Source organism: Niallia sp. FSL W8-1348, assembly GCF_038006745.1.
In the GTDB taxonomy this organism is placed as follows: domain Bacteria; phylum Bacillota; class Bacilli; order Bacillales; family Cytobacillaceae; genus Niallia; species Niallia alba.
The window spans coordinates 55,184-76,158 of sequence record NZ_JBBOVV010000001.1 but is presented as its reverse complement, the minus strand read 5'-3'; the positions used below and the strand labels follow the sequence as shown (position 1 = coordinate 76,158).

General features: G+C 34.2%; 22 protein-coding genes, 3 pseudogenes and 1 other annotated feature. Of the genes and pseudogenes, 22 read left to right on the top strand and 3 right to left on the bottom strand.

Going from position 1 to position 20,975, the window contains the following annotated elements; translation table 11 throughout:
- Positions 1-30 precede the first annotated feature (30 nt).
- The 4 genes from NST60_RS00445 to NST60_RS00430 all read left to right on the top strand — a co-directional run bounded on the left by NST60_RS00445 (position 31) and on the right by NST60_RS00430 (position 4,279).
- Positions 31-807 (top strand): YcnI family copper-binding membrane protein, encoded by a 777-nt coding sequence (locus NST60_RS00445; RefSeq protein WP_341097946.1) that lies wholly within the window; start codon positions 31-33, stop codon positions 805-807.
- 367 nt (positions 808-1,174) lie between these two features.
- Positions 1,175-2,044: a DUF2268 domain-containing putative Zn-dependent protease gene (locus NST60_RS00440; RefSeq protein WP_341097945.1), complete on the top strand. Its 870-nt coding sequence runs from the start codon at positions 1,175-1,177 to the stop codon at positions 2,042-2,044.
- A 177-nt stretch (positions 2,045-2,221) separates the two neighbouring features.
- Positions 2,222-3,664, top strand: coding sequence for a MocR-like pyridoxine biosynthesis transcription factor PdxR (gene pdxR / locus NST60_RS00435; RefSeq protein WP_341099754.1), 1,443 nt, complete (start codon positions 2,222-2,224; stop codon positions 3,662-3,664).
- Between the two features lie 186 nt (positions 3,665-3,850).
- Positions 3,851-4,279 carry a YfmQ family protein gene (locus NST60_RS00430; protein ID WP_254415031.1) on the top strand — a complete coding sequence of 143 codons (429 nt, stop codon included), beginning with the start codon at positions 3,851-3,853 and terminating at the stop codon, positions 4,277-4,279.
- A 141-nt stretch (positions 4,280-4,420) separates the two neighbouring features.
- Here the strand turns inward: NST60_RS00430 and NST60_RS00425 are convergent, their stop codons facing one another.
- Positions 4,421-5,536 carry an IS4 family transposase gene (locus NST60_RS00425; protein ID WP_016201461.1) on the bottom strand — a complete coding sequence of 372 codons (1,116 nt, stop codon included), beginning with the start codon at positions 5,534-5,536 and terminating at the stop codon, positions 4,421-4,423.
- Between the two features lie 313 nt (positions 5,537-5,849).
- On the opposite strand from NST60_RS00425, the gene dnaN reads away from it, so the two are divergent.
- The 6 genes and pseudogenes from dnaN to NST60_RS00395 all read left to right on the top strand — a co-directional run bounded on the left by dnaN (position 5,850) and on the right by NST60_RS00395 (position 9,477).
- Entirely contained in the window at positions 5,850-6,980 is a 1,131-nt protein-coding gene (gene dnaN, locus NST60_RS00420; protein ID WP_341097943.1) for a DNA polymerase III subunit beta, read from the top strand.
- 191 nt (positions 6,981-7,171) lie between these two features.
- Positions 7,172-7,435, top strand: a complete 264-nt coding sequence (locus NST60_RS00415; RefSeq protein ID WP_341099753.1) for a DUF2268 domain-containing putative Zn-dependent protease — start codon at positions 7,172-7,174, stop codon at positions 7,433-7,435.
- A 100-nt stretch (positions 7,436-7,535) separates the two neighbouring features.
- A complete protein-coding gene (locus tag NST60_RS00410) occupies positions 7,536-7,829 on the top strand; it encodes an antibiotic biosynthesis monooxygenase family protein (RefSeq protein WP_016205300.1) in 294 nt (97 codons plus the stop codon).
- An 83-nt stretch (positions 7,830-7,912) separates the two neighbouring features.
- A pseudogene (locus NST60_RS00405) lies at positions 7,913-8,506 on the top strand (DUF2441 domain-containing protein).
- 236 nt (positions 8,507-8,742) lie between these two features.
- Positions 8,743-8,934 (top strand): DUF6366 family protein, encoded by a 192-nt coding sequence (locus tag NST60_RS00400; RefSeq protein WP_016205302.1) that lies wholly within the window; start codon positions 8,743-8,745, stop codon positions 8,932-8,934.
- 105 nt (positions 8,935-9,039) lie between these two features.
- Positions 9,040-9,477, top strand: coding sequence for a GNAT family N-acetyltransferase (locus tag NST60_RS00395; RefSeq protein ID WP_156827897.1), 438 nt, complete (start codon positions 9,040-9,042; stop codon positions 9,475-9,477).
- Positions 9,478-9,791: 314 nt separating this feature from the next.
- On the opposite strand, the pseudogene NST60_RS00390 reads toward NST60_RS00395, so the two are convergent.
- A pseudogene (locus tag NST60_RS00390) lies at positions 9,792-10,586 on the bottom strand (LysR family transcriptional regulator); the annotation flags it as partial.
- Positions 10,587-10,773: 187 nt separating this feature from the next.
- Here NST60_RS00390 and NST60_RS00385 point away from each other — a divergent pair.
- Positions 10,774-12,111 carry an ISLre2 family transposase gene (locus tag NST60_RS00385; RefSeq protein WP_341097941.1) on the top strand — a complete coding sequence of 446 codons (1,338 nt, stop codon included), beginning with the start codon at positions 10,774-10,776 and terminating at the stop codon, positions 12,109-12,111.
- A gap of 116 nt (positions 12,112-12,227) precedes the next feature.
- Here NST60_RS00385 and NST60_RS00380 read toward each other — a convergent pair.
- Positions 12,228-12,350, bottom strand: a pseudogene (locus tag NST60_RS00380) (LysR family transcriptional regulator); the annotation flags it as partial.
- Between the two features lie 175 nt (positions 12,351-12,525).
- Between NST60_RS00380 and NST60_RS00375 the strand changes: the two are divergent.
- The 11 genes from NST60_RS00375 (at position 12,526) to NST60_RS00325 (ending at position 20,935) form a co-directional block, all read left to right on the top strand.
- Positions 12,526-12,705: a hypothetical protein gene (locus NST60_RS00375; protein WP_016205304.1), complete on the top strand. Its 180-nt coding sequence runs from the start codon at positions 12,526-12,528 to the stop codon at positions 12,703-12,705.
- Between the two features lie 58 nt (positions 12,706-12,763).
- Positions 12,764-13,936, top strand: a complete 1,173-nt coding sequence (locus tag NST60_RS00370) for an MFS transporter (RefSeq protein ID WP_341097939.1) — start codon at positions 12,764-12,766, stop codon at positions 13,934-13,936.
- Between the two features lie 231 nt (positions 13,937-14,167).
- On the top strand, positions 14,168-14,470 hold the full coding sequence (locus tag NST60_RS00365) for a hypothetical protein (RefSeq protein ID WP_341097938.1): 303 nt from the start codon (positions 14,168-14,170) through the stop codon (positions 14,468-14,470).
- A gap of 142 nt (positions 14,471-14,612) precedes the next feature.
- Positions 14,613-15,086, top strand: a complete 474-nt coding sequence (locus NST60_RS00360) for a hypothetical protein (protein ID WP_341097936.1) — start codon at positions 14,613-14,615, stop codon at positions 15,084-15,086.
- Between the two features lie 108 nt (positions 15,087-15,194).
- Positions 15,195-15,689 (top strand): hypothetical protein, encoded by a 495-nt coding sequence (locus NST60_RS00355; RefSeq protein WP_016205179.1) that lies wholly within the window; start codon positions 15,195-15,197, stop codon positions 15,687-15,689.
- Positions 15,690-15,868: 179 nt separating this feature from the next.
- Entirely contained in the window at positions 15,869-16,192 is a 324-nt protein-coding gene (locus NST60_RS00350; protein WP_016205178.1) for a HesB/IscA family protein, read from the top strand.
- Between the two features lie 179 nt (positions 16,193-16,371).
- On the top strand, positions 16,372-16,761 hold the full coding sequence (locus NST60_RS00345) for a VOC family protein (RefSeq protein WP_016205177.1): 390 nt from the start codon (positions 16,372-16,374) through the stop codon (positions 16,759-16,761).
- A 148-nt stretch (positions 16,762-16,909) separates the two neighbouring features.
- Positions 16,910-17,162, top strand: a binding site (T-box leader).
- Between the two features lie 72 nt (positions 17,163-17,234).
- Entirely contained in the window at positions 17,235-18,914 is a 1,680-nt protein-coding gene (locus tag NST60_RS00340; protein WP_341097934.1) for a glutamine--tRNA ligase/YqeY domain fusion protein, read from the top strand.
- 477 nt (positions 18,915-19,391) lie between these two features.
- Positions 19,392-19,868, top strand: coding sequence for a DUF2975 domain-containing protein (locus tag NST60_RS00335; protein ID WP_016205174.1), 477 nt, complete (start codon positions 19,392-19,394; stop codon positions 19,866-19,868).
- A 10-nt stretch (positions 19,869-19,878) separates the two neighbouring features.
- Positions 19,879-20,088: a helix-turn-helix domain-containing protein gene (locus NST60_RS00330; protein ID WP_341097932.1), complete on the top strand. Its 210-nt coding sequence runs from the start codon at positions 19,879-19,881 to the stop codon at positions 20,086-20,088.
- A gap of 91 nt (positions 20,089-20,179) precedes the next feature.
- Positions 20,180-20,935 carry an isoprenyl transferase gene (locus tag NST60_RS00325; RefSeq protein WP_341097931.1) on the top strand — a complete coding sequence of 252 codons (756 nt, stop codon included), beginning with the start codon at positions 20,180-20,182 and terminating at the stop codon, positions 20,933-20,935.
- Positions 20,936-20,975 lie beyond the last annotated feature (40 nt).

Below are 20,975 nucleotides of genomic sequence, written 5' to 3'. Positions count from 1 at the left end.
AGAATAGACATGATTTAAGCGGTTTTTTCTTTGAACGAAGTTCGCCTATTTGATATGATGAAAGAGGTTAACACATTAATGATGGTGTTAACCTCTCTTTTTGCAAAATACAGAGATAAGGAAAGGAGATTTGAAATGATACATAAAAAGAAATTTTTATCCGGATTAGTAGCATTAGCAGCTGTATTCTTTATTGCGTTGCCTGTCAGTGCCCATGTTACTGTAAATCCATCCCAATCAACAACAGAGGCGTGGGAAACCTATCAAGTTAGAATTCCGGTTGAGAAAGATGTTGATACAACGAAGGTGACCATTAAAATTCCGGAAAATGTGGAATACAAAATGTATGAACCAGTCGCTGGCTGGAAGACGACTACAACAACAGATGATAATGATAAAGTGGTAACGATAACATGGGAGGCAGAATCCGAAGAAACGGCAATCAAAGCTGGTCAATATCGGGAATTCACCTTTAGAGCACAAAATCCAAAAGAGGCTGGCGATATAGCATGGGATGCTTTCCAATACTATGCAGATGGAAGCATCGTGGAGTGGACTGGAGACAGTGATTCTGAACTTCCTCATTCTATTACAAGCATTGCTAAATCAAATGTATCGGTTGATAGTCATGGACACAGTCATGGAACAGATGAAGCAACGGATGATGACACAACAGATGATCATCATGCTACAGATGAAGATACAGAACATTCACATGAAGGTACAAACGTAAATACAATTTTATCAATCATCGCAATTGTTTTATCGGTTGTTGCAATTGTATTGACTTTTATTAGAAAAAAATAAGGCATTGACTAAAGTTCATTTTCTTAAGAAATGATTATATTTCTAGGGAATGGACTTTTTTTATTTTAGAACAGGAAGAAATATTTTCTCAAAAAGAACTCGTTCTGAGTGAATATGCTTATATGATTTTCAAGTAGATAACCATGCTACATGGGATTAGAAAGAAGATTGGTAGAGAAGGATAATTGGCATTAATTGTCGAAATAATAGATTACTGTTATTGGAATTAAGTGGTACTACTTTGTTGGTGTTTAATGTAAGTAAAAAGAAATGTTGTAGGGGGAAATTCTTGTTGCACAAGATTGCTATTTTTATTTTTTTGTTCACATTGATATTATCTATTTCTTCAGAAGATAGGGAGACTATATTGGAAGAAAAAAGGAATAAAGGGTTGATTTATTCCTTCAAACATCCTAACACGGATCAAGAATTTAACATTGTCCATGCTTATAAGCTTTATGATAACTATGAGAATAAGTTAGAGGAAGAATCCACTATTCCAGCAGTTCAAGCTTTTGAAGAGGAAGTGATCGAACCAATTTTCGATGCATGTTATCAAGATGCTGAATACTTTGAAAGAAGCGGGAAAACATATTCAATTGAACCTCCAGAGGATTTGAAACAAGTTAAAGGTATCATTAATACAATTGACGAGGAAAAGACAAATAGTGCAATAAAAGAAGCATTAATAGAATCGGCTAATTATATTCCATCAAAAAAAGCGACGAATGTATGTATTTATCCAACTCCATTTGATCCTGATTTACCTCAAATGATAACGGAAGGGACAGGGAAAATAAGTGTTCTTTACACTATATTTTTTGATGAAGAATTTTTGAAGGTTGGTATAGCTCACGAATACCATCATAGTGTATGGACAGAAAGGTATTTTAATAACGATAGTGCGGATACTATATTGGATATTTTAATCTTAGAAGGAAAAGCAGTAATGTTTGAAAACATTGTTTACCCTGGTAATTCTTATGGCGATCTAAACTATCCCTTCCACAAAGAATATTGGGAGCTAGTGGAACCAGAATTAAATTTATATGACGCTTATCGAGCATATGAAATAATTTATGGTGGGGATGATCTTCCAGAAAATTATGGATATAGCGTGGGATATAACTTAGTAAAATCTTATTTGGATACACACCCAAGTCTTACTCCTGAAGAATGGACAGAGCTAACTGGAGATGTTATTTATGAGGATGGAAATTATATCGAGCTTTATTAGTAAATAAGACAGTTGGGTTTAGACAAATCAATGGGTGTTAGGTTATAAAAAATGAAATGTAGTATGCTATTGGAAAAGTCTAATAAATGTTTAAAGAAAGGAAATTAAGTTATAATTTAAAACAACATAATTTAGATAGCTGTCCTATACAATATGAGGTAAAGAAGTGTGGAAACGATGGAGTGGAAACCTGATCGAAAATTAAAAAAAGCAATATATAAGCAACTAGCAGAGTACATCGAAAATGGCATTGCAGATGGAGCCTTTCCTTTAGATAAGCCACTGCCTTCAGAGAGGAACCTTGCTAAATTGCTAGATTTAAATAGAAGCACAGTAGTTGCAGCATATGATGAGTTAGAGTCAAATGGACTAATTGAGCGAAAACGGGGTAGCGGAACAACGATAAGCAAGGATATATGGGGAATAACCAATAAGCGTGTGCCCAGTTGGAATCGCTATATTGAAGCTGGATCCTTTCTGCCTAATCTACCTGTTATGCAGCGGATACGAAAAGAGATGGTTGAACATAAGTTGATCAATTTAGCTAGTGGGGAGCTCTCAGAAGATCTCTTTCCCTTAAAATCTTTACGGGAAATTATTTCTGACCGAAGCTATATTGGCTCATTAGGATATGATCATCCTTTAGGTAATGAGGCGTTAAGAATTACCATTACAAATCATATGCAACAATATCGAGGTTTGCATACAAACCAGACTTCTATATTAATTACGTCTGGAGCCCAACAAGCTTTGCATTTGGTCATTCAATGTTTGTTGAAACCTGGTGATGCTGTAGCGATTGAGGATCCTTCTTATCATTATAGTCTCCCATTATTTGAATCGGCAGGAGTTAAACCTTATTTTTTGACAGCAGATGAAAACGGAATAAAACCAGGTGATTTAATCTCCTTATATAAAAAACACCGAATTAGAATGATATTTCTCAACCCAGCTTTTCAGAATCCAACTGGCGTTTCTCTTAGTCAAAAAAGAAGAGCGGAAGTTTTAGAGATTTCTTCAAAATATGGCATACCGGTTGTAGAGGATGATCCATATAGTTTAACGTCTTTTACCGGAAAACCGCTATTTCCGCTGAAATCAATGGATCAAAATGGCAATGTTTTATACATTAGCTCCCTCTCAAAAATTGTCGCTTCAGGCCTTCGAATTGGATGGATTATTGGACCAAAACCAGTTATCGAAAGATTATCCGATGCAAAGCAACAAATTGATTTTGGACATTCTAGTTACTCCCAATGGGTAGCGAACGACTTCTTAGAATCGCCTTATTTTGCATCCCATCTAAATAATTTAGTAAAGCATCTGGAAAGTAGAAGAAATCAAATCATCGCGAGCTTAGAAACCTATTTAAAAGATGAAGTGGAATTTTTCATTCCGAATGGCGGGATTCATTTATGGTGCAAAATAAAGAAAGAAGTTAACGAAAATCGTTTATTGGAGGAGTCATTGAAAAAAGGGGTTATTTATGCACCTGGATCTACAATGGGTTCGAACCATAATTTTGTTCGGTTTACATATGCTAAAGAAAAGGAAAGTAATATTGATGAGGGGATAAGAAGATTTGCCGAAGCCTTGCAAATCAGTCGAGAATATGAATAAAAAGTAGCTTCTTAATAATACCGAAAAGATGCAGGTAGTGTATAAAAACTTGCATCTTTTTTTAGTATAATAATTAGAAATGGATGGTCAATTTATATATAAATTGGACGGTCTATATTTATAAAAAATTTAGTACTATTAATATTGTAGAAAACATCAATAGAATAAATAATGGAGTGAATTTTAATGACTTGGATTTCTATCATAGCATTAGTCCTATTTTGTATAATAAAAATTTTAATGACGTGCTTACCAACTGGAGTGGTAGATTGGCTTTTGGATAAATATAGGCTGCATTTGAGGCTTAATAACTTGGATACGGAAATAATCTACAATGATATGAAGGTAGATGGGGCGAATAAAGACGCTATAATAAAAATATTTAACGAAGCGATCGTCAGAGAAAAATATAGCTTATATCCTGGAAGTGAAGAAACATACCTGAACTCAAAAAATGCTGAGTATTCCCTTATTATTCACACAAAAAAAGGAAATAAAAACATAAAATTATTTTTAAATAGTTATCAAGATCATGTAGATATTGTGAAAAGGTATAAAAATAAAATAGTAGCTTATAGCATATATCCTCTTCATTTAGATATATTAAATCACTAGTGTTGCATAAATATTGTCGCAATTTTCAGTCTGATTATCCTCCTTGTTTAGAGCCAAAAAGGTAAATACCTATTCAAAGGTGGCTCCATCCATTTGGGTTTTTTTTACAATTAGACTTGTGCGACAACAACAATTTGCTTATTAAGGGATGGCTTTCCCTTCAATCTTTCGAAGCCAGATATGGGCTGGTTTCCACAATGCAGCCCTTAAATAACGGCTAATTTGTAAGGTTTTTCGCTTACTTCTTGTTTCAAGTTGTACGAGAACATGTAGGCAAAAAACAATCAGTGCGATAAACACTTGGTTTTGAATCGCCCATTCACTTTGACCGTAGAACTTTTTGATGCTGAGATGCTGTTTGATCCATTTAAAGAACAACTCAATTGCCCACCGTGATTTGTACATCTCTGAAATTTCTTCGGCACTCAAATCAAAACGATTGGTAATTAAATGCAGTTCATTTCCTTTTGAATCCATCACTTTTAGAAGACGAAAGTAATTTTCAGCACGGTTTTGAGTCGTACCAATCAACACCATTTGATCTGACAAAACAGCTGAATTCTCGGGTAGTTTAAAATTATAAACTTCCCGTATGACTGCGTTTTTCCGTAGCCTTGAAAGAAAAAAGTAACCATCATCTGTCATTCGGTCAAAGCGCTCGTAATCTAGGTAGCCACGGTCAAACACATACATGCATTCTTTATCATCAACCATGATTTCAAGCTGACCACGATCATGTTCTTTTGCCGTTGTTAAAACAGCCTTTTCAGGATAGGAACTCCCTTTTTCCATAAACACAAGTCTCAAATGCAACTTGACACCCGCTTTTGTTTTGCGGAACTTTGCCCATTTATGATTGGTCAAATTAAGTGGCAATGTGCTTGAATCAATGATTTTTAACGGCATAATAAGCTTTGTATAATGTGTTTTTGCATGAATTTGTGCGACTAAATCAAGGAAAAGCCTTTGAAATAAATCTGGATTTATACCGTTTAATCGGCGTGAGAGCTGAGAAATACTGATTGAATCAAGATCAATGCCTTTTTGTAGTTGGTCGTCGAAAAGACAATCGCTTAGCTCATGCAAACTTTCGACTTCTTGTAGCTGTGCAAAAAGGAGTAATTTTAGAAATGAGTCTGTTTTTAGTTTTTTCGTATAGTAATCTAATTTCAACGTTTTCACGGTTTCTTCAAAAAGTTGAAGATTTATTGGTGAAAACCATTGTCCAAATGAAGTTTTTCGTGTAATCTTGTCCATGAGTTGGTCCTTTTTTAGTGGATTTGGACGGGTTACCACCTGACTTATCCATTATAAAGGACTTTTTCTTTGCATAAAATAATAAAATTGAACATTTTAAGTATTTTTAATAGTGAAAATAAATTAATGCAACACTAGTGATATTAAATAAACAATAAATTTAAAAAATAAAATAACTTACCATTTTTGCTACCAGTTTGGTAGTTTTTTTTATTTATATGGAAAAGCATAATTTAACTGCACGGAATTAACAGGAGATTTGGAAATATATGTCGAATATTTAACTATCAATTATTTTGGAGTGTTGCATGAAATGGAATTTATCATTGATAGTGAATGCTTTAATAGAGCAATAGCAGATGTGAATAAAGTAGTATCTCAGAAAACACCTTTTCCTATTCTAACAGGTATTAAAATTACTACTAATAAGGACTGTGTAATTCTTATCGGAAGTAACTCAGAAATTATTATCGAAAAAGTAATTCCTTTGGAGATTGATGGAGTCAATGTGTTAGAAGTTAAGGAAATTGGCAGTGTCGTATTATCGGCCAAATATTTGAGTGAATTGGTTAAAAAGTTATCGGATAAAATCCATATAACAGTGAACGAAAAGCAAATAGCTACCTTGAAATCGGAGGAGATTACTACTACGCTTAACGGTTTTCACTCAGCAGATTATCCGAGGCTTCCACAAATGGATGAAACGAGGCACATTAAAATACAAAGCGAAGAATTGACAGAAATCATTCAACAGACAGTTTTTGCCGTATCAAAAAGTGAAGCACGACCAGTTTTAACTGGAGTTAATATGTCTTTTAAAGAAAACAAACTTACATGTGTTGCCACAAATTCTCATCGCCTAGCATTAAGAGAACTTACCATTGATTCAAATGTAAGTGGTTCATTCATCGTTCCAAGTAAAAGCCTTAATGAGCTGAGTAAGTTAATACATAATAAAACTGAATTTATTCATATATTTGTTACAGACAACTATATAGTATTTAAATCCAATACAACTTCGCTTTATTCCCGATTAATAGAAGGAAACTATCCAAACGTCTCAGGATTATTCCCTAAAAATGCAAGGACAATTATAACAGTTAACACAAAACAGCTATTAAAAGGAGTAGATCGTGCTTGTCTTTTTGCAAGTGAATGGAAGAATAACAACGTATATTTGGAAATAAAAGAGGCTGCGAAAATAAAAATTACTTCAAACTTATCTGAGATAGGGAAAATAGAGGAAATGCAAAATATAAAGGAGATTAATGGAGAGATAGATTTAAGTATCTCTTTAGACGGAAGCTTTCTGATGGATGCTTTAAAAGTAATAAAGGAAGAAGAAATAAGAATAAGTTTTGGTGGTTCAATGAGACCGGTCTTAATGGAACCTGTTGGAAATAATATGTATCTTCATCTTATTTCTCCAGTGCGGGCATATTGATGTTGTATTATGAATTTTCTGAAACCCTTTTGTGATTTCCGTAGGTATGGAAAAGGCGAGGAGAATTTTATGCGAAAACTTGGTTTATTTGTTATTCTACTAGTTTTCCTTCTATTAATCTCTTGTGAACATACAGAGACGATAAAAGAAGACAAGGAGTCAGATGATATCTAAAATTAGTCTATCCTGATATTGATGGAACCGTTGTATATTTCAATTTTAACAAAGATTTATGGAAGCAAATAGAGCCAGACTTACAGAAAATAGATTATAGTAGAACCTCTCAAATTCTAAATGGTGGCAAACAATTTCCATCTAGTTATGGTTACAGTGAAGGATATAATATGTTGAAATCTTATTTGTATTTACATCCAGACCTAACACCTGAAGAATGGACGGGGATTAGTGGAAAAGAGATATATGAAGAAGGAAACTATATAGAGCATTATCAGTAATTGCTCACTCTTGGAAGAGCAAATATACAAATCTATAAAACTGGATTGAAGAGAGTTAAAAGAATGAATCAATAATTAAATTAGAAGGCGGTAGCTTTAAATGATTCTAGAAGCTGTGATGTTACAAGTTAAGGAAGGCATGGAAGCAAAATATGAAGACGCATTTCGCAATGCATCCAAAATTATTTCTTCTATGAATGGGTATATCTCTCATGAACTACAGCGATGTATGGAAGTAAAGGGGAAATATATACTTCTTGTTCAATGGGAAAGATTAGAAGACCATACAGTTGGCTTTAGACAATCAAATGAGTATCAAGAATGGAAAAGGCAGCTACATCATTTTTACGATCCTTTCCCAATAGTTGAACATTTTGAAAGAGTGAAGCTTTAGTTATTTTTAAAACTTAGCCCAACTGGTTAGGGTAACATAGAAAATAAGAAAAGTAATTTGGCATTCTAATAGGAGAAAAAACCATGAAAAAAGAATTTATTGCCTATCATATTGTCACAAATAAAAAGATGGAGCTTGGACAGGTCATTACCTTTGATAAGGACCAAAAAAATACTTTATACCGCTTCTTTTTTGAAAAAGAGCTAGTAAATCAATAAAACGAAGATTGTATGCAAATTTTAAATGATCATTATACAGACGAAGGATTAAACTTGGGTAAAGAGGATGCCAATGTACTTGTTCAGTATGCAGGACATACAATGAGAGCGATTAGAGAAGTAATAGCCGAAATGGTGAGACTGCAAGAATTTCCTACCTATCCTTCTAGGTTATCTTGTTTATATGCTGCAAGAAGCTATGAAGAGGTTTTAAAATGGAAAGCAATATTTGCTTCCTATAATCGTAAAGTATTACAGATTGTTAAGCTTCGCGTTATTGGGGATTATTTTGAGGGAGATGGGGAGCTATTACCGACACTAGAGGCTGTTCCTTTCCATAGAAAAATAGAACAAGCTCGGGAATATTGGAAGGGGAATGAAAAAAATGAGCTTCCTGAACTTTTGATAAATGGGAAAATGGAAGTTACAGAGATTATTGATGATTATACAAAAGGATAAATTTCGGTGACAGTGGAACGTGAAAATTTGATGGAGAATCGTAATTTCTAGGGGGAAAAATAGTAAAGACTAAAGTAAACCCAATAGTATCAGCTATTTTATAAGAAGAAGGAAATGAAACGAAAGGGAGAAGTGTGTTAAAATTCGTCTAAAATAATGAAATATATCTATTTAGTTGATAATTAGCAACCTGTTTTAATAAAAGCTCGTTAATTAATATTAAGGGGGATTACAAAATGCACAAAGAGAAAGATACACCTGAAATAAGAAGAGAAAAAATGAGACAAGAAGAAATGAAACATCCATCCAGTAGTATTCATGGGAGTAATCTTGCTGATTTAGTAGGCGGGTTAGGATGGAAAGGGACTGGAATACTTATTCTTGTAATAATAGTAGGGTTTATTTTATATGGTGTTTTCTTTCAATAACGAGTGTATGTTTTAAGATGAGGTTTGGTGTACTAAAGGGACTTATTGCTATTTTTCAGATTACAGTTTAAGGGGGAGAAAAAACAATCGATTAAATTAGTATTAATGAATTCCGCTGAATATCAAACATATATTTCTTCAGCGATTAAAACATATGCGGAAGAAAAAGTGTTATCTGGAAATTGGAAGCAGGAAGAGTCCATAAGGAAAGCGGAAGAGGAATATATAAGGCTTTTGCCAAATGGAGAGAAGACTGAACGGAATTTCTTATATACTGTTAGAAAGAATGACGAGGCAGTTGGAGTTATTTGGCTTGCACAAAAGTCTGAAAAACTAGGATTTATTTACGATATTTATATTTTAGAACAATACCAAGGAAAGGGCTATGCTAAGGAAGCAATGAAGGAAATAGAAAGTGTCGGGCAGAAACTAGGATTGAAAAAAATAGGCCTTCACGTTTTTGGTCATAATAAAGTGGCCAGAGGATTATATGAAAAATTAGGTTATGAGATTACAAATGTTTTGATGGAAAAGGAAATTTAATTATATGTGTTATTCAAATATAATCATTTCATTGACGCCAATATCAGATGGCTGTTCAATAGCACCCCGGTAAAATTCACTTAATCCTGCTCTCATTGCTTGGTCTGTTGATCAAGGTGTTAATTTTTAAATCTTTTGGCGCAGCTATAGTAGAGATGGTAGGTAGAAGTGTGATTCACGAATAAATTCTCTGAATCTATACAAGTCGTCGCGGAACAAGTAGGGATCTTGTTGGCTAGAAATTTTTAAGTTGTTTGATGACTAGGGATTAATTTGCTAATACAGGAGCTACCCTGTAAAAAAGATAGCTCTTATTACTTTTCTGATATAGGATTTGAAAATCTAGCTTGAATACCCCTTAAAAATACCTCAGCCGCGGCAGAAAAAACCTGCTGTTTCTTCCAAACAATGTTTAAACCAGATTCTAGTTGCGGCTCTAACGGTCGAAAACAGAGGTTACTCTCATTAGATGTATTCACTATTTTATCAAGGGTAATGGCATAACCAATGCCTTCATCCACCATAATAGCGGCATTATAAGCCAGATTATATGTTGTTACAACATTTAACTTATCAAAATCCTCCCCAAACCAATCAGCAAATACATTTTTTGAATAGGTTTGTTTGATTGCTTGTCTGGAACAGATTAAAGGGACATTGAATAAATCAGCTGCTTGGATAGTCCTTTTAACAGCAAGAGGACTGTCTTTTCTTAAAATAACTCCCCATACATCTTTGGTAGGGATATTAATATAATTGTATTTTGATAAATCAGCTGGCTCGATTAAAAGGCCAAAGTCGAGAAGTCCTCGATCAAGGCGGTCAGATACATCTTCTTCGTTACCGCTATAAAGATGATAACGTATATTCGAATACTGTAACTGTATATCTTTAACTACTTCCGCAATCTGCCTCATAGCATCTGTTTCTCCACTACCTATATAGACATCTCCACTAATTGTTTCTTCCATGGAAGTAAATTCTGCCTCAAGTTTCTCCACCATATGGACAATTTCTTCCACTCTTTTACGCAAAAGCCTACCTTCTTCTGTAAGTATAATATTATGACTACTTCTTATAAAAAGTTTTTTCCCTAATTCGAGTTCGAGATGTATGAGTAAAATGTTTGTGGGAGAATAAATATCCTTTTTGTCTAGTTGGGGGACTCGTCCCCCAACTAGACAAAAAGGCCACCAAGCGAAAGCGCGGTAGCTGGAAAAAATTAAGTATTAAAAAAGAGAGCTTCCTTTTGTAAAGTAGAGTTTGACTAGAAAACTACGAAAAGGAGAGGCTCTCATGAATCAATGTAACATAAAAATGCCATCATTAAAAGAATTGGAAAAAACTTTATTTCGAACACTACAAATGACGTTTCAAGAAATCCTTGTTCAAACGTTAGAAAATTGGGATCAAGAGATTGCCAAGCAACGAGACAAAAGAAGATTTGCTTTACGTGATAAACGAGAAATACGATTAGATACAGCGTTTGGAGCTGTGGAGCTGAAGCGTAATTATTATTTTGATCGTGTGACTAAAAAATATATTTGTCTATTAGATCACTATATACAGTTTCAGGGGAATAAGGGATTTAGTCCGCTACTAGAAGAATGGGGGCTAGAACTAGCGACAAATGGCTCCTCCTATCGAAAGGCGGTGGAAACGTTCGAACAATTTTTAGGCTATTCGGCGATGAGCCACGAAGCATTACGGCAACATCTTCTTCAAACAAGCGTACTTCCCGCTAAGGAAAAACGCCCTTTTCAAAAGGTATTGTTTGTAGAAGTAGATGGATTATATGTGAAGAGTCAAGAAAAGAAAAAGCGTGGATGGGAGTTGAAATTCGCCGCTGTACACGAGGGATGGAAAGAAAACGGAAAGCGAATCAGGCTCCGAAATAAAAGGCATTTTCTTTATGAAGGAAAAGAACCCTTTTGGGAAGCCTTTGAAACGTTCTTACAGAATCATTATGCGTATGATCCTACCCAAACCTTGCTTATTATTAATGGTGATGGAGCAGGCTGGATAACGGCATGTCGGGAGTATTTTCGGGAACGCGCCTTTTTCACCATGGACCGTTTTCATGTCGCTCGTTCGATGAAGCAACTAATGAAGAGCCATCCTCGATACCGCTACATGAAAAGAGCGTTAAGAAACTACCAGGTAGAAACATTACTTCTAGAGTTGAATAGCGCAGTAGGAACAATGGATACACCAGAAAAAGAAGAAAAACTAGAGCATTTCCTTGCCTTTTTAACGCATCATCAGGAAACCATAAAAGATTACCGTAGTTGGTTACAGGAAAAAGGTGTGGACACGACAGCGTATCGTCCAATGGGAAGTGCAGAGGCGATGATGAATCAATTAGCCAAACGATTAAAGAATGGAAGAGCATGGAGCAAAAAAGGGGTCATGAGCATGGCGCGCTTGTGGATTGGATTGAAGGATGACCTATCCATCCAAACGATATATGGGAAATGGGAAAAAGCCACGGAAAAATCAAAGAAAGAGCATCGAGCGAAAAGAAAAATACCCACAAAATTAGTAACAGAAACCGTGCGTCAGAACATGCCATACTTAAATCAAGCGATTGGAAAACCCGTTCACTTTGCCTTACAGGGATTAAAAGGTTTTTAAAAAATGAGAGAATCAACAGTTGGAAGAACAAAACCAATTGGAAAGCGGATACAAACTTAGAGGTTTTACTTTATAAAAAAGGGAGCTAAAAAAACTCCCACAAAAACTTGACTCAATCGTTCGAGATCCTTTATTTGTCTGGACAAGGTTGGCTGGGTAACATGTAGAAGATCAGCAGCCCTCGTAATACTTCCTTCTCTTGCGACATGAAGAAAATAACGCAATACTCTTAATTCCATTTTTACACCGTCCTTTACTATTTTAATATATATATCCTTGTTATGCCTTTCAAGCATTACAGGATATGAGATATAAGCATTGGTTATATGTTGAAAATATCTCTAAAATAATCAACAAAAGGAGAGAAAGGATGAAAGTAATTTGTCTACGATTTAGGATAAAGTGGTGGGAATTATGAGGGATTATAAAATGATTAATAATCCTGAACGAAGTAAATGGTTAGAAAATCTTCAACAAACAGTTGGCCTGCGATCTAACGATATTGCTGCAGCAGTGGCATATACAATTAGCACACCTGAAACAGTGCCGCTACTATCCACCCAACGAAACAGAAGGACTAATTTCGACCAATAAATTTGCTTGATTTATGCTAGTTTTTACTAACAGTGGTTATTAAAGAGGAGGTGTTCTATTGGTTAAACAAAATAAATTACTCATATTTATATTAACTTTTGGTGTTTTCGGAATCATTAATACAGAAATGGGTGTTATAGGGATATTGCCATCTCTTGCTGAACATTTCGATGTTAGTATATCAAAAGCAGGATGGTTGGTTAGTCTTTTCGCACTTGTTATCGCAGTGTCTGGTCCGACTATGCCAATACTGTTTTCAAGTATTGATCGTAAAAAGGTTATGTTGCTCGTACTTGGTGTTTTTGTTTTAGGGAGTATTGTTTCTATATTTACAACAAATTTTACGGTAGCATTAATTGCTCGTATCATACCAGCTTTTTTTCACCCCATTTACTGTTCGTTGGCTTTCTCTGTAGCTGCGGATTCCGTTAGTAAAGAAGAAGCACCGAAAGCTGTTTCGAAAGTATTTGTAGGAGTATCGGCAGGAATGGTTGTTGGGGTGCCAATCGCAAGTTTTATTGCTAGCGCAGTTTCCTTACAAATGGCACTTGCATTCTTTTCTCTTGTAAATGCCATAACTTTTCTTGCTACATGGATATATGTACCTTCCATGCCTGTAAAAGAAAAGCTTTCTTATGGCACACAAATATCCGTTTTAAAGAAATTGATTACGTGGCAGTCCATTGTTGCTGTTATTTTCCTCAATTCCGCTGTATTCGGGGTTTATAGTTATCTTGCTGAGTATTTAAAGACTGTAACAAATATGTCTTCTAACGTTATTACTATAACCTTAATGGTTTTCGGTGGTGCTAACATAATTGGAAATATCGTTGCAGGTAAGCTACTTACTAAAAATGCTCAAAAAACGATTATAAGTTTTCCCATTGCCTTAGGAGCAATCTATCTTCTTATATTTCTATTTGGACATTTCTCCATATCAATGGCCGTCATCACTTTAATTTGGGGAATTTTAGCTGGAGTAGGTGGAAACATCAATCAATATTGGATTATGTCAGCAGCACCCGAATCTCCAGATTTTGCGAACGGATTATTTATTTCATCATGTAACGTCGGGACAACGATTGGAACTGCTTTAGGTGGAATGTTCATAGCTGGTTTAGGTACACAATACGTTGTGTTAGTAGGAGGAATATCGTTGGTACTGAGTGCCATGTTTATTATGATAAGAATTTCGATGTACCGAACGAATGCGGATCAATTAGCTAGATAAAAATATTAATATTTACAATTCACTTAAAATATTAATAGATTAGAAAGATGGGAAAACTTTTGAAGGCGTTACTTTATATTAGAAGTAGCGCCTTTTCAAGTTATTTACTTTTGTTTTAAAATAGTTTATTATCTACATAGAATTTCTATATATGTAGAAAAGCTATATATCCTAATAAATCTTTAAATATTTTAAGTTAAGAAATTACAATCAATGAAGGAGAAGAAAGAAATGAAATTTACTAAAATAGGTCTGATTTTTCAATTAATATTTGTACTAACAATCACCATCTTTAATCCAGTTCGTGTATATGTAATGAATCACTACTCGATTTACCCTGTAGCTTTATGTGAATTGTTTATAGGTTTGATAAGTCTTATTTGTGGAGTAATGGGACTAATAAAAAAAGAAACTACTGGTCTTTCAAATTTTGTATTAATTTTTGGTTTACTCATCTGCTTTTATTTTGTATTTGTATATCTATTAGGAGAAGCAGGTAATCCACCAGCAATTCCTTGGTTTTATTCAAACTAAAAAGTTCATAGGTGATACTGCAAAAGGCGGTTCACTTATTGCTTATGGCTTTGAATAAGTTTAAGTATATTTTGGAAAACCGGAACTTTTAATGATATTTTTTCGTAATTAGAGTAAATCAAAATCAAGAGAGGGTTGTTTTATGAAATTTTTAAGGGACGAAAATTGGGATAATGACGGTTATTGTGAGTATTTAAAATCAATTCAGCATGTTTTTGATACATATACATCGCAATTCCTTTTGACAAAATCGCTTCATGATGGAGGTATTAAGAATATAGAATTAATTAATCATTTTGATAGAAATAGAGAAGAAGAAATAGATGATCCAACATCCATTCGAATGAATGTTGAGCATTGGGATGGGTCTGTATATGAAGTGGTTTGGAATAAGGTGAGAAGGTTTTACTTCGATTATGATATTACACGAAATATAGTTTTTGACACAAAGAAAATTGTTGATGAGGGGAGAAGTGGTATTGATAATTGGGGATATGATGAAATTTTAATAACAAATGATAACATGTTTTCGCATGAGATAGATTTGCTTTCAAGAACGAAAATTTTCATTATTTGTAGAGAGTTTCAAATAAAGCCATTATTGAACGAATTATAAAATTAAATATATAAAATGTTCACACTTTCGTCATAAGTCACAATATTGAAATTTTTGTAATCCTGTATAATTAATCCTATAACTTATTCTGTTGTGGAGATGATTCTAATGATTGCAAAAACGCGAAAGTCTTTTGCTTGCTATCTATTAATATTTTTACATGTTTTTCTTGGAATAGGTGCTATTTTTGGTGGAAGTTTGTTGATGTTTTCTCCTGACGGATCAATTTTGTCAATGCCTCTGGAGATGCTGGAAAATAGCCCTTTTAATAATTTTTTTATCCCTGGACTTATATTATTTGTTGGATTAGGCATTCTGCCAATAATTACTGCCATTTATCTTATCTCTGAAAAATCATTAAAAATTGCCGAAAAGTTAAGTCTTTATAAAGAAACTCATTGGTCGTGGAATATTTCGTTGTACATTGGTTTTATCTTAATTATTTGGATTATAATTCAATTGTATATTATTCAAGGAGTAGCTTTTATTCATGTCTTCTACATCTTCCTAGGAATCGCCATTCAATCTATTACTCTTCTTCCTACTGTTAAAGCACATTACAAAATAATTGACCATTTAAATTTAATTGATCAAAAGGTGTAAATCGTGAGTAGTTAGCTATTTGTTCCTTCTTTTAGGTAGAAATTATGAAAGTAGTAGTTGAATAGATTTAAAAGCAGAAATTTTGCAACAATCATCGAAATCCATTATGCTGAAAATAGGTTTACCATATCTATATAGTAAAATGGTATAGGAGATTAAAACAGGTAGGAGATGGAAAAATGAACGTAACAATTACAGATGCTGCCGTTCAAAAATTCCGCAGCTATGTCGTTCCTGAAGGAGCAGTTTATCGCTTAGGTACAATATTTAGTGGGGGCTGTAGCTATGTCTATAATTTTGATTTAGCGGTCGATTTTCCAAAAGAAGGGGATAAACCATTCGAAGATAATGGATTAACCATTTATTTAGATCCACTGACAATCAAGCATATAAATGAAGATTTAAAATTTGATTATGTACAAGGAAAAGGATTTCGTCTTATTGGACCAAGCGAAATTTATTCCTTTCATTTGGAAGTAAAACAAAAAGCAAATAAAGGATAAAAGGAGAAATCAGGCACTCGATATAGGATCTGATTTTTTTAGTCAAATAAATAGTATAAGGGTATTAGGAAGAAGGATTGTATAAGTAGGTGTCGAAATATTTACTGACATAGTGTTTTAGTATTTTTATCAATATACTACTCTTTACAGAAAAAAATATATGCAAGGAAGTGAATAGTTTGATTAAATATGAATCTCTCCATCATGTAAGTCTTACTGTTACAGATTTAGAAAAAGCCAAACATTTTTATGAGAATATTCTCTGCTTAAAAGAATTACCGCGTCCCGATTTTGATTTTCCTGGTGCTTGGTATGAAATACAAAATCAACAACTTCACTTAATTGTCTACCCTAACTCACAGACCATTCGAAAAGATAAAACGTTAAACAGTCGAGAAGGGCATTTTGCACTTAGAGTCGAGAACTATTATGATACGCTGAATTGGTTAAAACAAAACAATGTCAATATCTTGGAAAAACCTTATGGAGTTAGTGGATTTGCACAAATTTTCTGTGCGGATCCTGATGGTAATTTGATTGAACTAAATGTGGATCAAAAAGATTTATAAAGAATAATAAAAGATAAATTTTTTTCATAGCAATTTCTTCTCTTTGTATTTTTGGGGTTTTTCGTTTATTTTTAACTTTAATGAGTATACTATCTTTACAAAAAGGATAGACCTTGCTATGATTATGGATAATTTAATCGAAAACACAGTAATGGCGATGAAGAGAAGAGTAAATAAACGAATTCTTTAAAGAGAGCTCCAGGTGCTGAAAAGGAGTAAGAATTATTTATTGAACCAAGACTCTGAGCTTTCACATTGGAACTTATTAGAGGGATAGTGTGACAGGAGCTCCTGTTATAGAGCTAGGGTATAAGTATGTAACTACCGTACCTGAAGAGTTTAATATGGTGACATATTAATAAACTGAGGTGGCACCACGGATATAAAATCTCGTCCTCAAGACTAATTGTCTTGGGGGTGGGATTTTTTTTATTGGATAAAAATGATTCTTTTCAAAAAATGGAGGAATTAAAATGAAGGAAGAGAAAGTAGAAATAGATAATAATTTGGAAAAAATAGTGGCAGAGGATTTACAAAATGGAGCATTTAATCGAACTATTTGCACAAGGTTTCCTCCCGAGCCAAATGGTTATCTGCATATCGGGAGTGCCTATGCAATCCATATGAATTTCATGATTGCTCAAAAATTCAACGGGAATTTTAACCTGCGTTTTGATGATACCAATCCTTTAAAAGAAGAAAGCGAATATGTGGATTCAATTATGGAAGATATTAAGTGGTTGGGATATTCTCCTCAGGATCGTATTTATTATGGATCCGACTATTCCAATGAAATATTTAATGCAGCGATAAATTTAATAAAGAAAGGGAAGGCATATGTGTGTGAATTGTCCCCTGAGAAAATAAAGGAATATCGAGGAACGCTCACAGAATCTGGAAAAAATAGCCCTTATCGAAACAGATCAGTAGAGGAGAATCTCAATTTGTTTTTGAGGATGAAAAGTGGTGAATTTCCAACAGGTTCGCATGTTTTACGAGCAAAAATCGATATGGCATCACCAAATATGAATTTAAGAGACCCAATTCTTTACAGGATTATTCACGCCAGTCATTATAGAACGGGTAATGAGTGGTGTATCTACCCGATGTACGATTTTGCTCATCCACTCCAAGACATGATCGAAGGTGTTACCCATTCCTTATGCTCCATCGAATTTAAAGACCACAGACCTTTATATGAGTGGGTATTGACAGAGCTAGAAATAAAGGATGCCCCAAAACAAAGGGAATTTGGAAGAGTGAATATAACTGGCGTAGTTACGAGTAAACGGTATTTAAGAGAATTAGTGTTAGGGAAGTTGGTAGATGGCTGGGATGATCCAAGATTACCAACAATCCGTGGACTTAGAAGAAGAGGATTTACTTCAGAAAGTATTCGTACCTTTATTCAAGAACTTGGATTTGTAAGGCATCAAAGTACAGCCGACATAGCAATGCTGGAAAGTACACTTAGAAGCGAATTGAAAGAAAAGGTACCTACTGTGATGGCAGTCTTGAATCCATTAAAGGTGACAATCACCAATTATCCTGAGGATAAGACAGAACTTCTAGAAATGAAAAATAACCCAGAAAACCCTAAATTAGGAAATAGAGATGTCATATTCTCAAAAGAGATTTATATCGAAAAAGATGACTTTATGGAAGTACCAATAAAAGGGTTTAAAAGGTTAGCTTTACATGCAGAAGTTCGACTAAAAGGAGCCTATTTTATACAGTGTAATGAAGTGATTAAAGAGGAAGACACAGGAGAAATTATCGAGCTTAGATGTACTTATGATCCAAAGACCAAAAGTGGAACAGGTTTTTCCGAGAGAAAAGTAAAAGGGACAATCCATTGGGTGTCTGCTCTAAATAGTGAAATAGTGGAAGTAAATCTTTTCGATAAATTATTCGAAGACGAAACGATTGTGAAAGATACGGAAAAAACGTGGGAGGAAAAAATGAATCCTAATTCTAAAGTTAGAATGAAAAATTGCCGAATAGAATCTTGGATTAAGGAGGCAAAAATCGAAGATAAGTTTCAATTTTTGCGACACGGATATTTTTGCGTGGATAAACACTCAACAGAAAATAAGTTGATTTTTAATAGAATTGTGTCATTGAAGGATTCTTGGAAGGGAAAACAAAAATAAAGTGGAAATCGAGTGCAAAAGTTTTGCACTCGATTTTTCATAACTAGCAATGATATAGACTAGGGATTCTAATTTTTAATGAAGCAATAGGAGGGAATAGATAATGGGTTCAAGGATAATACACTCGATTATTAGTAATAAAATTGCAAAGGCTTATCGATTGAATACAAAACAGTATTTTTGCTTGGTTGCATTGCTCCTGACGCTGTTTTTCATACGAAGAAAAAAACGTATCGCATTTCTTAATAGGTAAAGTAAGAGATTATACAAGAAGTGTTGGTTTTTTTGATAGGATAACTTTTCAGCAAAAAGAAAATGAATAAGCACCCTATTTAGGAAAGTATCGAATGCGATTTGAAATAATAATTCAATCTGTTTAACAATAAATAAAGAATAAAAATGAATAAAAATTTATTGTAAAACGATAAAAAATGTGGTAAATTTCTATAAGATAATAAATAGAAGAGGTGCTTTTTTATGAAAAGAGGAACAACACTTTTTTTAAAGCTAGCCGTGATTCTTATTGGAATTCCAGTGCTTGCTTTAGGTATATGGGGTGTGTTTGACTTAATTAAAAATCCAGTAAATCCAGAATATGCCCATATACTATATCCAATTGTAATAGGGATCTACGTATCAGCAATACCGTTTTACATGGCATTGTATCAAGCTTTAAGAATATTGGGCTATATTGATAAGAATGAAGCTTTCTCGGAAGTGTCAATAAAGGCATTAAGCCGTATAAAGAAAGATGCAATCGTAATTAGTATCGTATATGTATTAATGGTCCCTTTCATTTTTCTTTTAGCTCAAATAGAGGATGCACCAGGTCTCATTCTATTTGGAATGGTTCCAATTTTTGCTTCCATCGTAATCGCAGTCTTTGCCGCTGTACTTCAAAGACTGTTACAACAAGCGATTGATATAAAATCGGAAAATGATTTAACGGTCTGAGGTGAATGGAATGGGAATTATTATTAATATTGATGTGATGTTAGCGAAAAGGAAGATGAGCGTGACCGAACTTTCAGAGAGAGTTGGAATCACGATGGCGAATCTTTCTATTTTGAAAAATGGAAAAGCAAAGGCAATTCGATTATCTACATTAGAGGGAATTTGCAAAGCTTTAGACTGTCAACCTGGAGATATCTTAGAATATCGTAGCAATGAATAGAGTGAATAAACGGTATTTCAAGAGGTTCATTTCATGTATATACGAGAGTAATGTAACATATTGAAAAACATTTCGAGAGGAGGAGAAATTAATGAAAATACCTTTTTTGTCTAAAAAACAATCAGAAGTACCTGTCCCTTATCTGAATGATATTGTACCGGAACATATTGCTATCATTATGGACGGAAACGGACGCTGGGCGAAGACGCGAGGCATGCCCAGAGTTGCTGGCCATAAAGAAGGAGTATCTACGGTCGTAAGAATTGTTAAGACAGCAGTCAAATGCAAAGTGAAAGTTCTGACACTTTATACGTTTTCTACAGAAAACTGGAAACGTCCAAAGCCTGAGATAGAGTTTATATTGAAACTTCCCAAAGAGTTTCTATCTATTTATCTACCAGATCTTATAGCGAATAATGTCCGTATAGAGGCAGTTGGTGATATGGAAAGACTTCCAGCTCATACGCGTAAAGCTATAGAATATGCAATGGAACGTACTCAGAATAATGACGGTCTTTTGCTAAACTTTGCCCTAAACTATGGAAGTCGGCATGAGATTTTAAATGCGATGAAAGAGATGTTTTTGGATATAAATAATGGAAAATTTTCACTGGAAGAATTGGATGAACAGAAGTTTTCAGGATATCTTTATACTGCCGGTATGAAGGAACCTGACCTTCTTATTCGTACAGGAGGGGAAATACGCCTGAGTAATTTCCTGCTTTGGCAGCTGGCATACACAGAGTTCTGGTTTACTGATATACTGTGGCCAGATTTCTCCGAGAAGGAATTTCTTCAAGCATTGGAAGTATACCGAAATCGAAAAAGAAGGTATGGAGGACTATAAGAGCGATACTTTTTGAGGTAAAATGGCGTTTATTTCCATT

Bases quoted from the DNA above. Each gene is read 5' to 3' on its own strand.
- NST60_RS00400 (WP_016205302.1), top strand. From the start codon at position 8,743: ATGCACAAAGAGAAAGATACACCTGAAATAAGAAGAGAAAAAATGAGA.
- NST60_RS00385 (WP_341097941.1), top strand. From the start codon at position 10,774: ATGAATCAATGTAACATAAAAATGCCATCATTAAAAGAATTGGAAAAA.
- NST60_RS00365 (WP_341097938.1), top strand. From the start codon at position 14,168: ATGAAATTTACTAAAATAGGTCTGATTTTTCAATTAATATTTGTACTA.
- NST60_RS00430 (WP_254415031.1), top strand. From the start codon at position 3,851: ATGACTTGGATTTCTATCATAGCATTAGTCCTATTTTGTATAATAAAA.
- NST60_RS00350 (WP_016205178.1), top strand. From the start codon at position 15,869: ATGAACGTAACAATTACAGATGCTGCCGTTCAAAAATTCCGCAGCTAT.
- NST60_RS00360 (WP_341097936.1), top strand. From the start codon at position 14,613: ATGAAATTTTTAAGGGACGAAAATTGGGATAATGACGGTTATTGTGAG.
- NST60_RS00355 (WP_016205179.1), top strand. From the start codon at position 15,195: ATGATTGCAAAAACGCGAAAGTCTTTTGCTTGCTATCTATTAATATTT.
- pdxR (WP_341099754.1), top strand. From the start codon at position 2,222: ATGGAGTGGAAACCTGATCGAAAATTAAAAAAAGCAATATATAAGCAA.
- NST60_RS00410 (WP_016205300.1), top strand. From the start codon at position 7,536: ATGATTCTAGAAGCTGTGATGTTACAAGTTAAGGAAGGCATGGAAGCA.
- NST60_RS00330 (WP_341097932.1), top strand. From the start codon at position 19,879: ATGGGAATTATTATTAATATTGATGTGATGTTAGCGAAAAGGAAGATG.
- NST60_RS00335 (WP_016205174.1), top strand. From the start codon at position 19,392: ATGAAAAGAGGAACAACACTTTTTTTAAAGCTAGCCGTGATTCTTATT.
- NST60_RS00375 (WP_016205304.1), top strand. From the start codon at position 12,526: ATGAGGGATTATAAAATGATTAATAATCCTGAACGAAGTAAATGGTTA.
- NST60_RS00395 (WP_156827897.1), top strand. From the start codon at position 9,040: ATGAATTCCGCTGAATATCAAACATATATTTCTTCAGCGATTAAAACA.
- NST60_RS00325 (WP_341097931.1), top strand. From the start codon at position 20,180: ATGAAAATACCTTTTTTGTCTAAAAAACAATCAGAAGTACCTGTCCCT.
- dnaN (WP_341097943.1), top strand. From the start codon at position 5,850: ATGGAATTTATCATTGATAGTGAATGCTTTAATAGAGCAATAGCAGAT.
- NST60_RS00425 (WP_016201461.1), bottom strand. From the start codon at position 5,536: ATGGACAAGATTACACGAAAAACTTCATTTGGACAATGGTTTTCACCA.
- NST60_RS00340 (WP_341097934.1), top strand. From the start codon at position 17,235: ATGAAGGAAGAGAAAGTAGAAATAGATAATAATTTGGAAAAAATAGTG.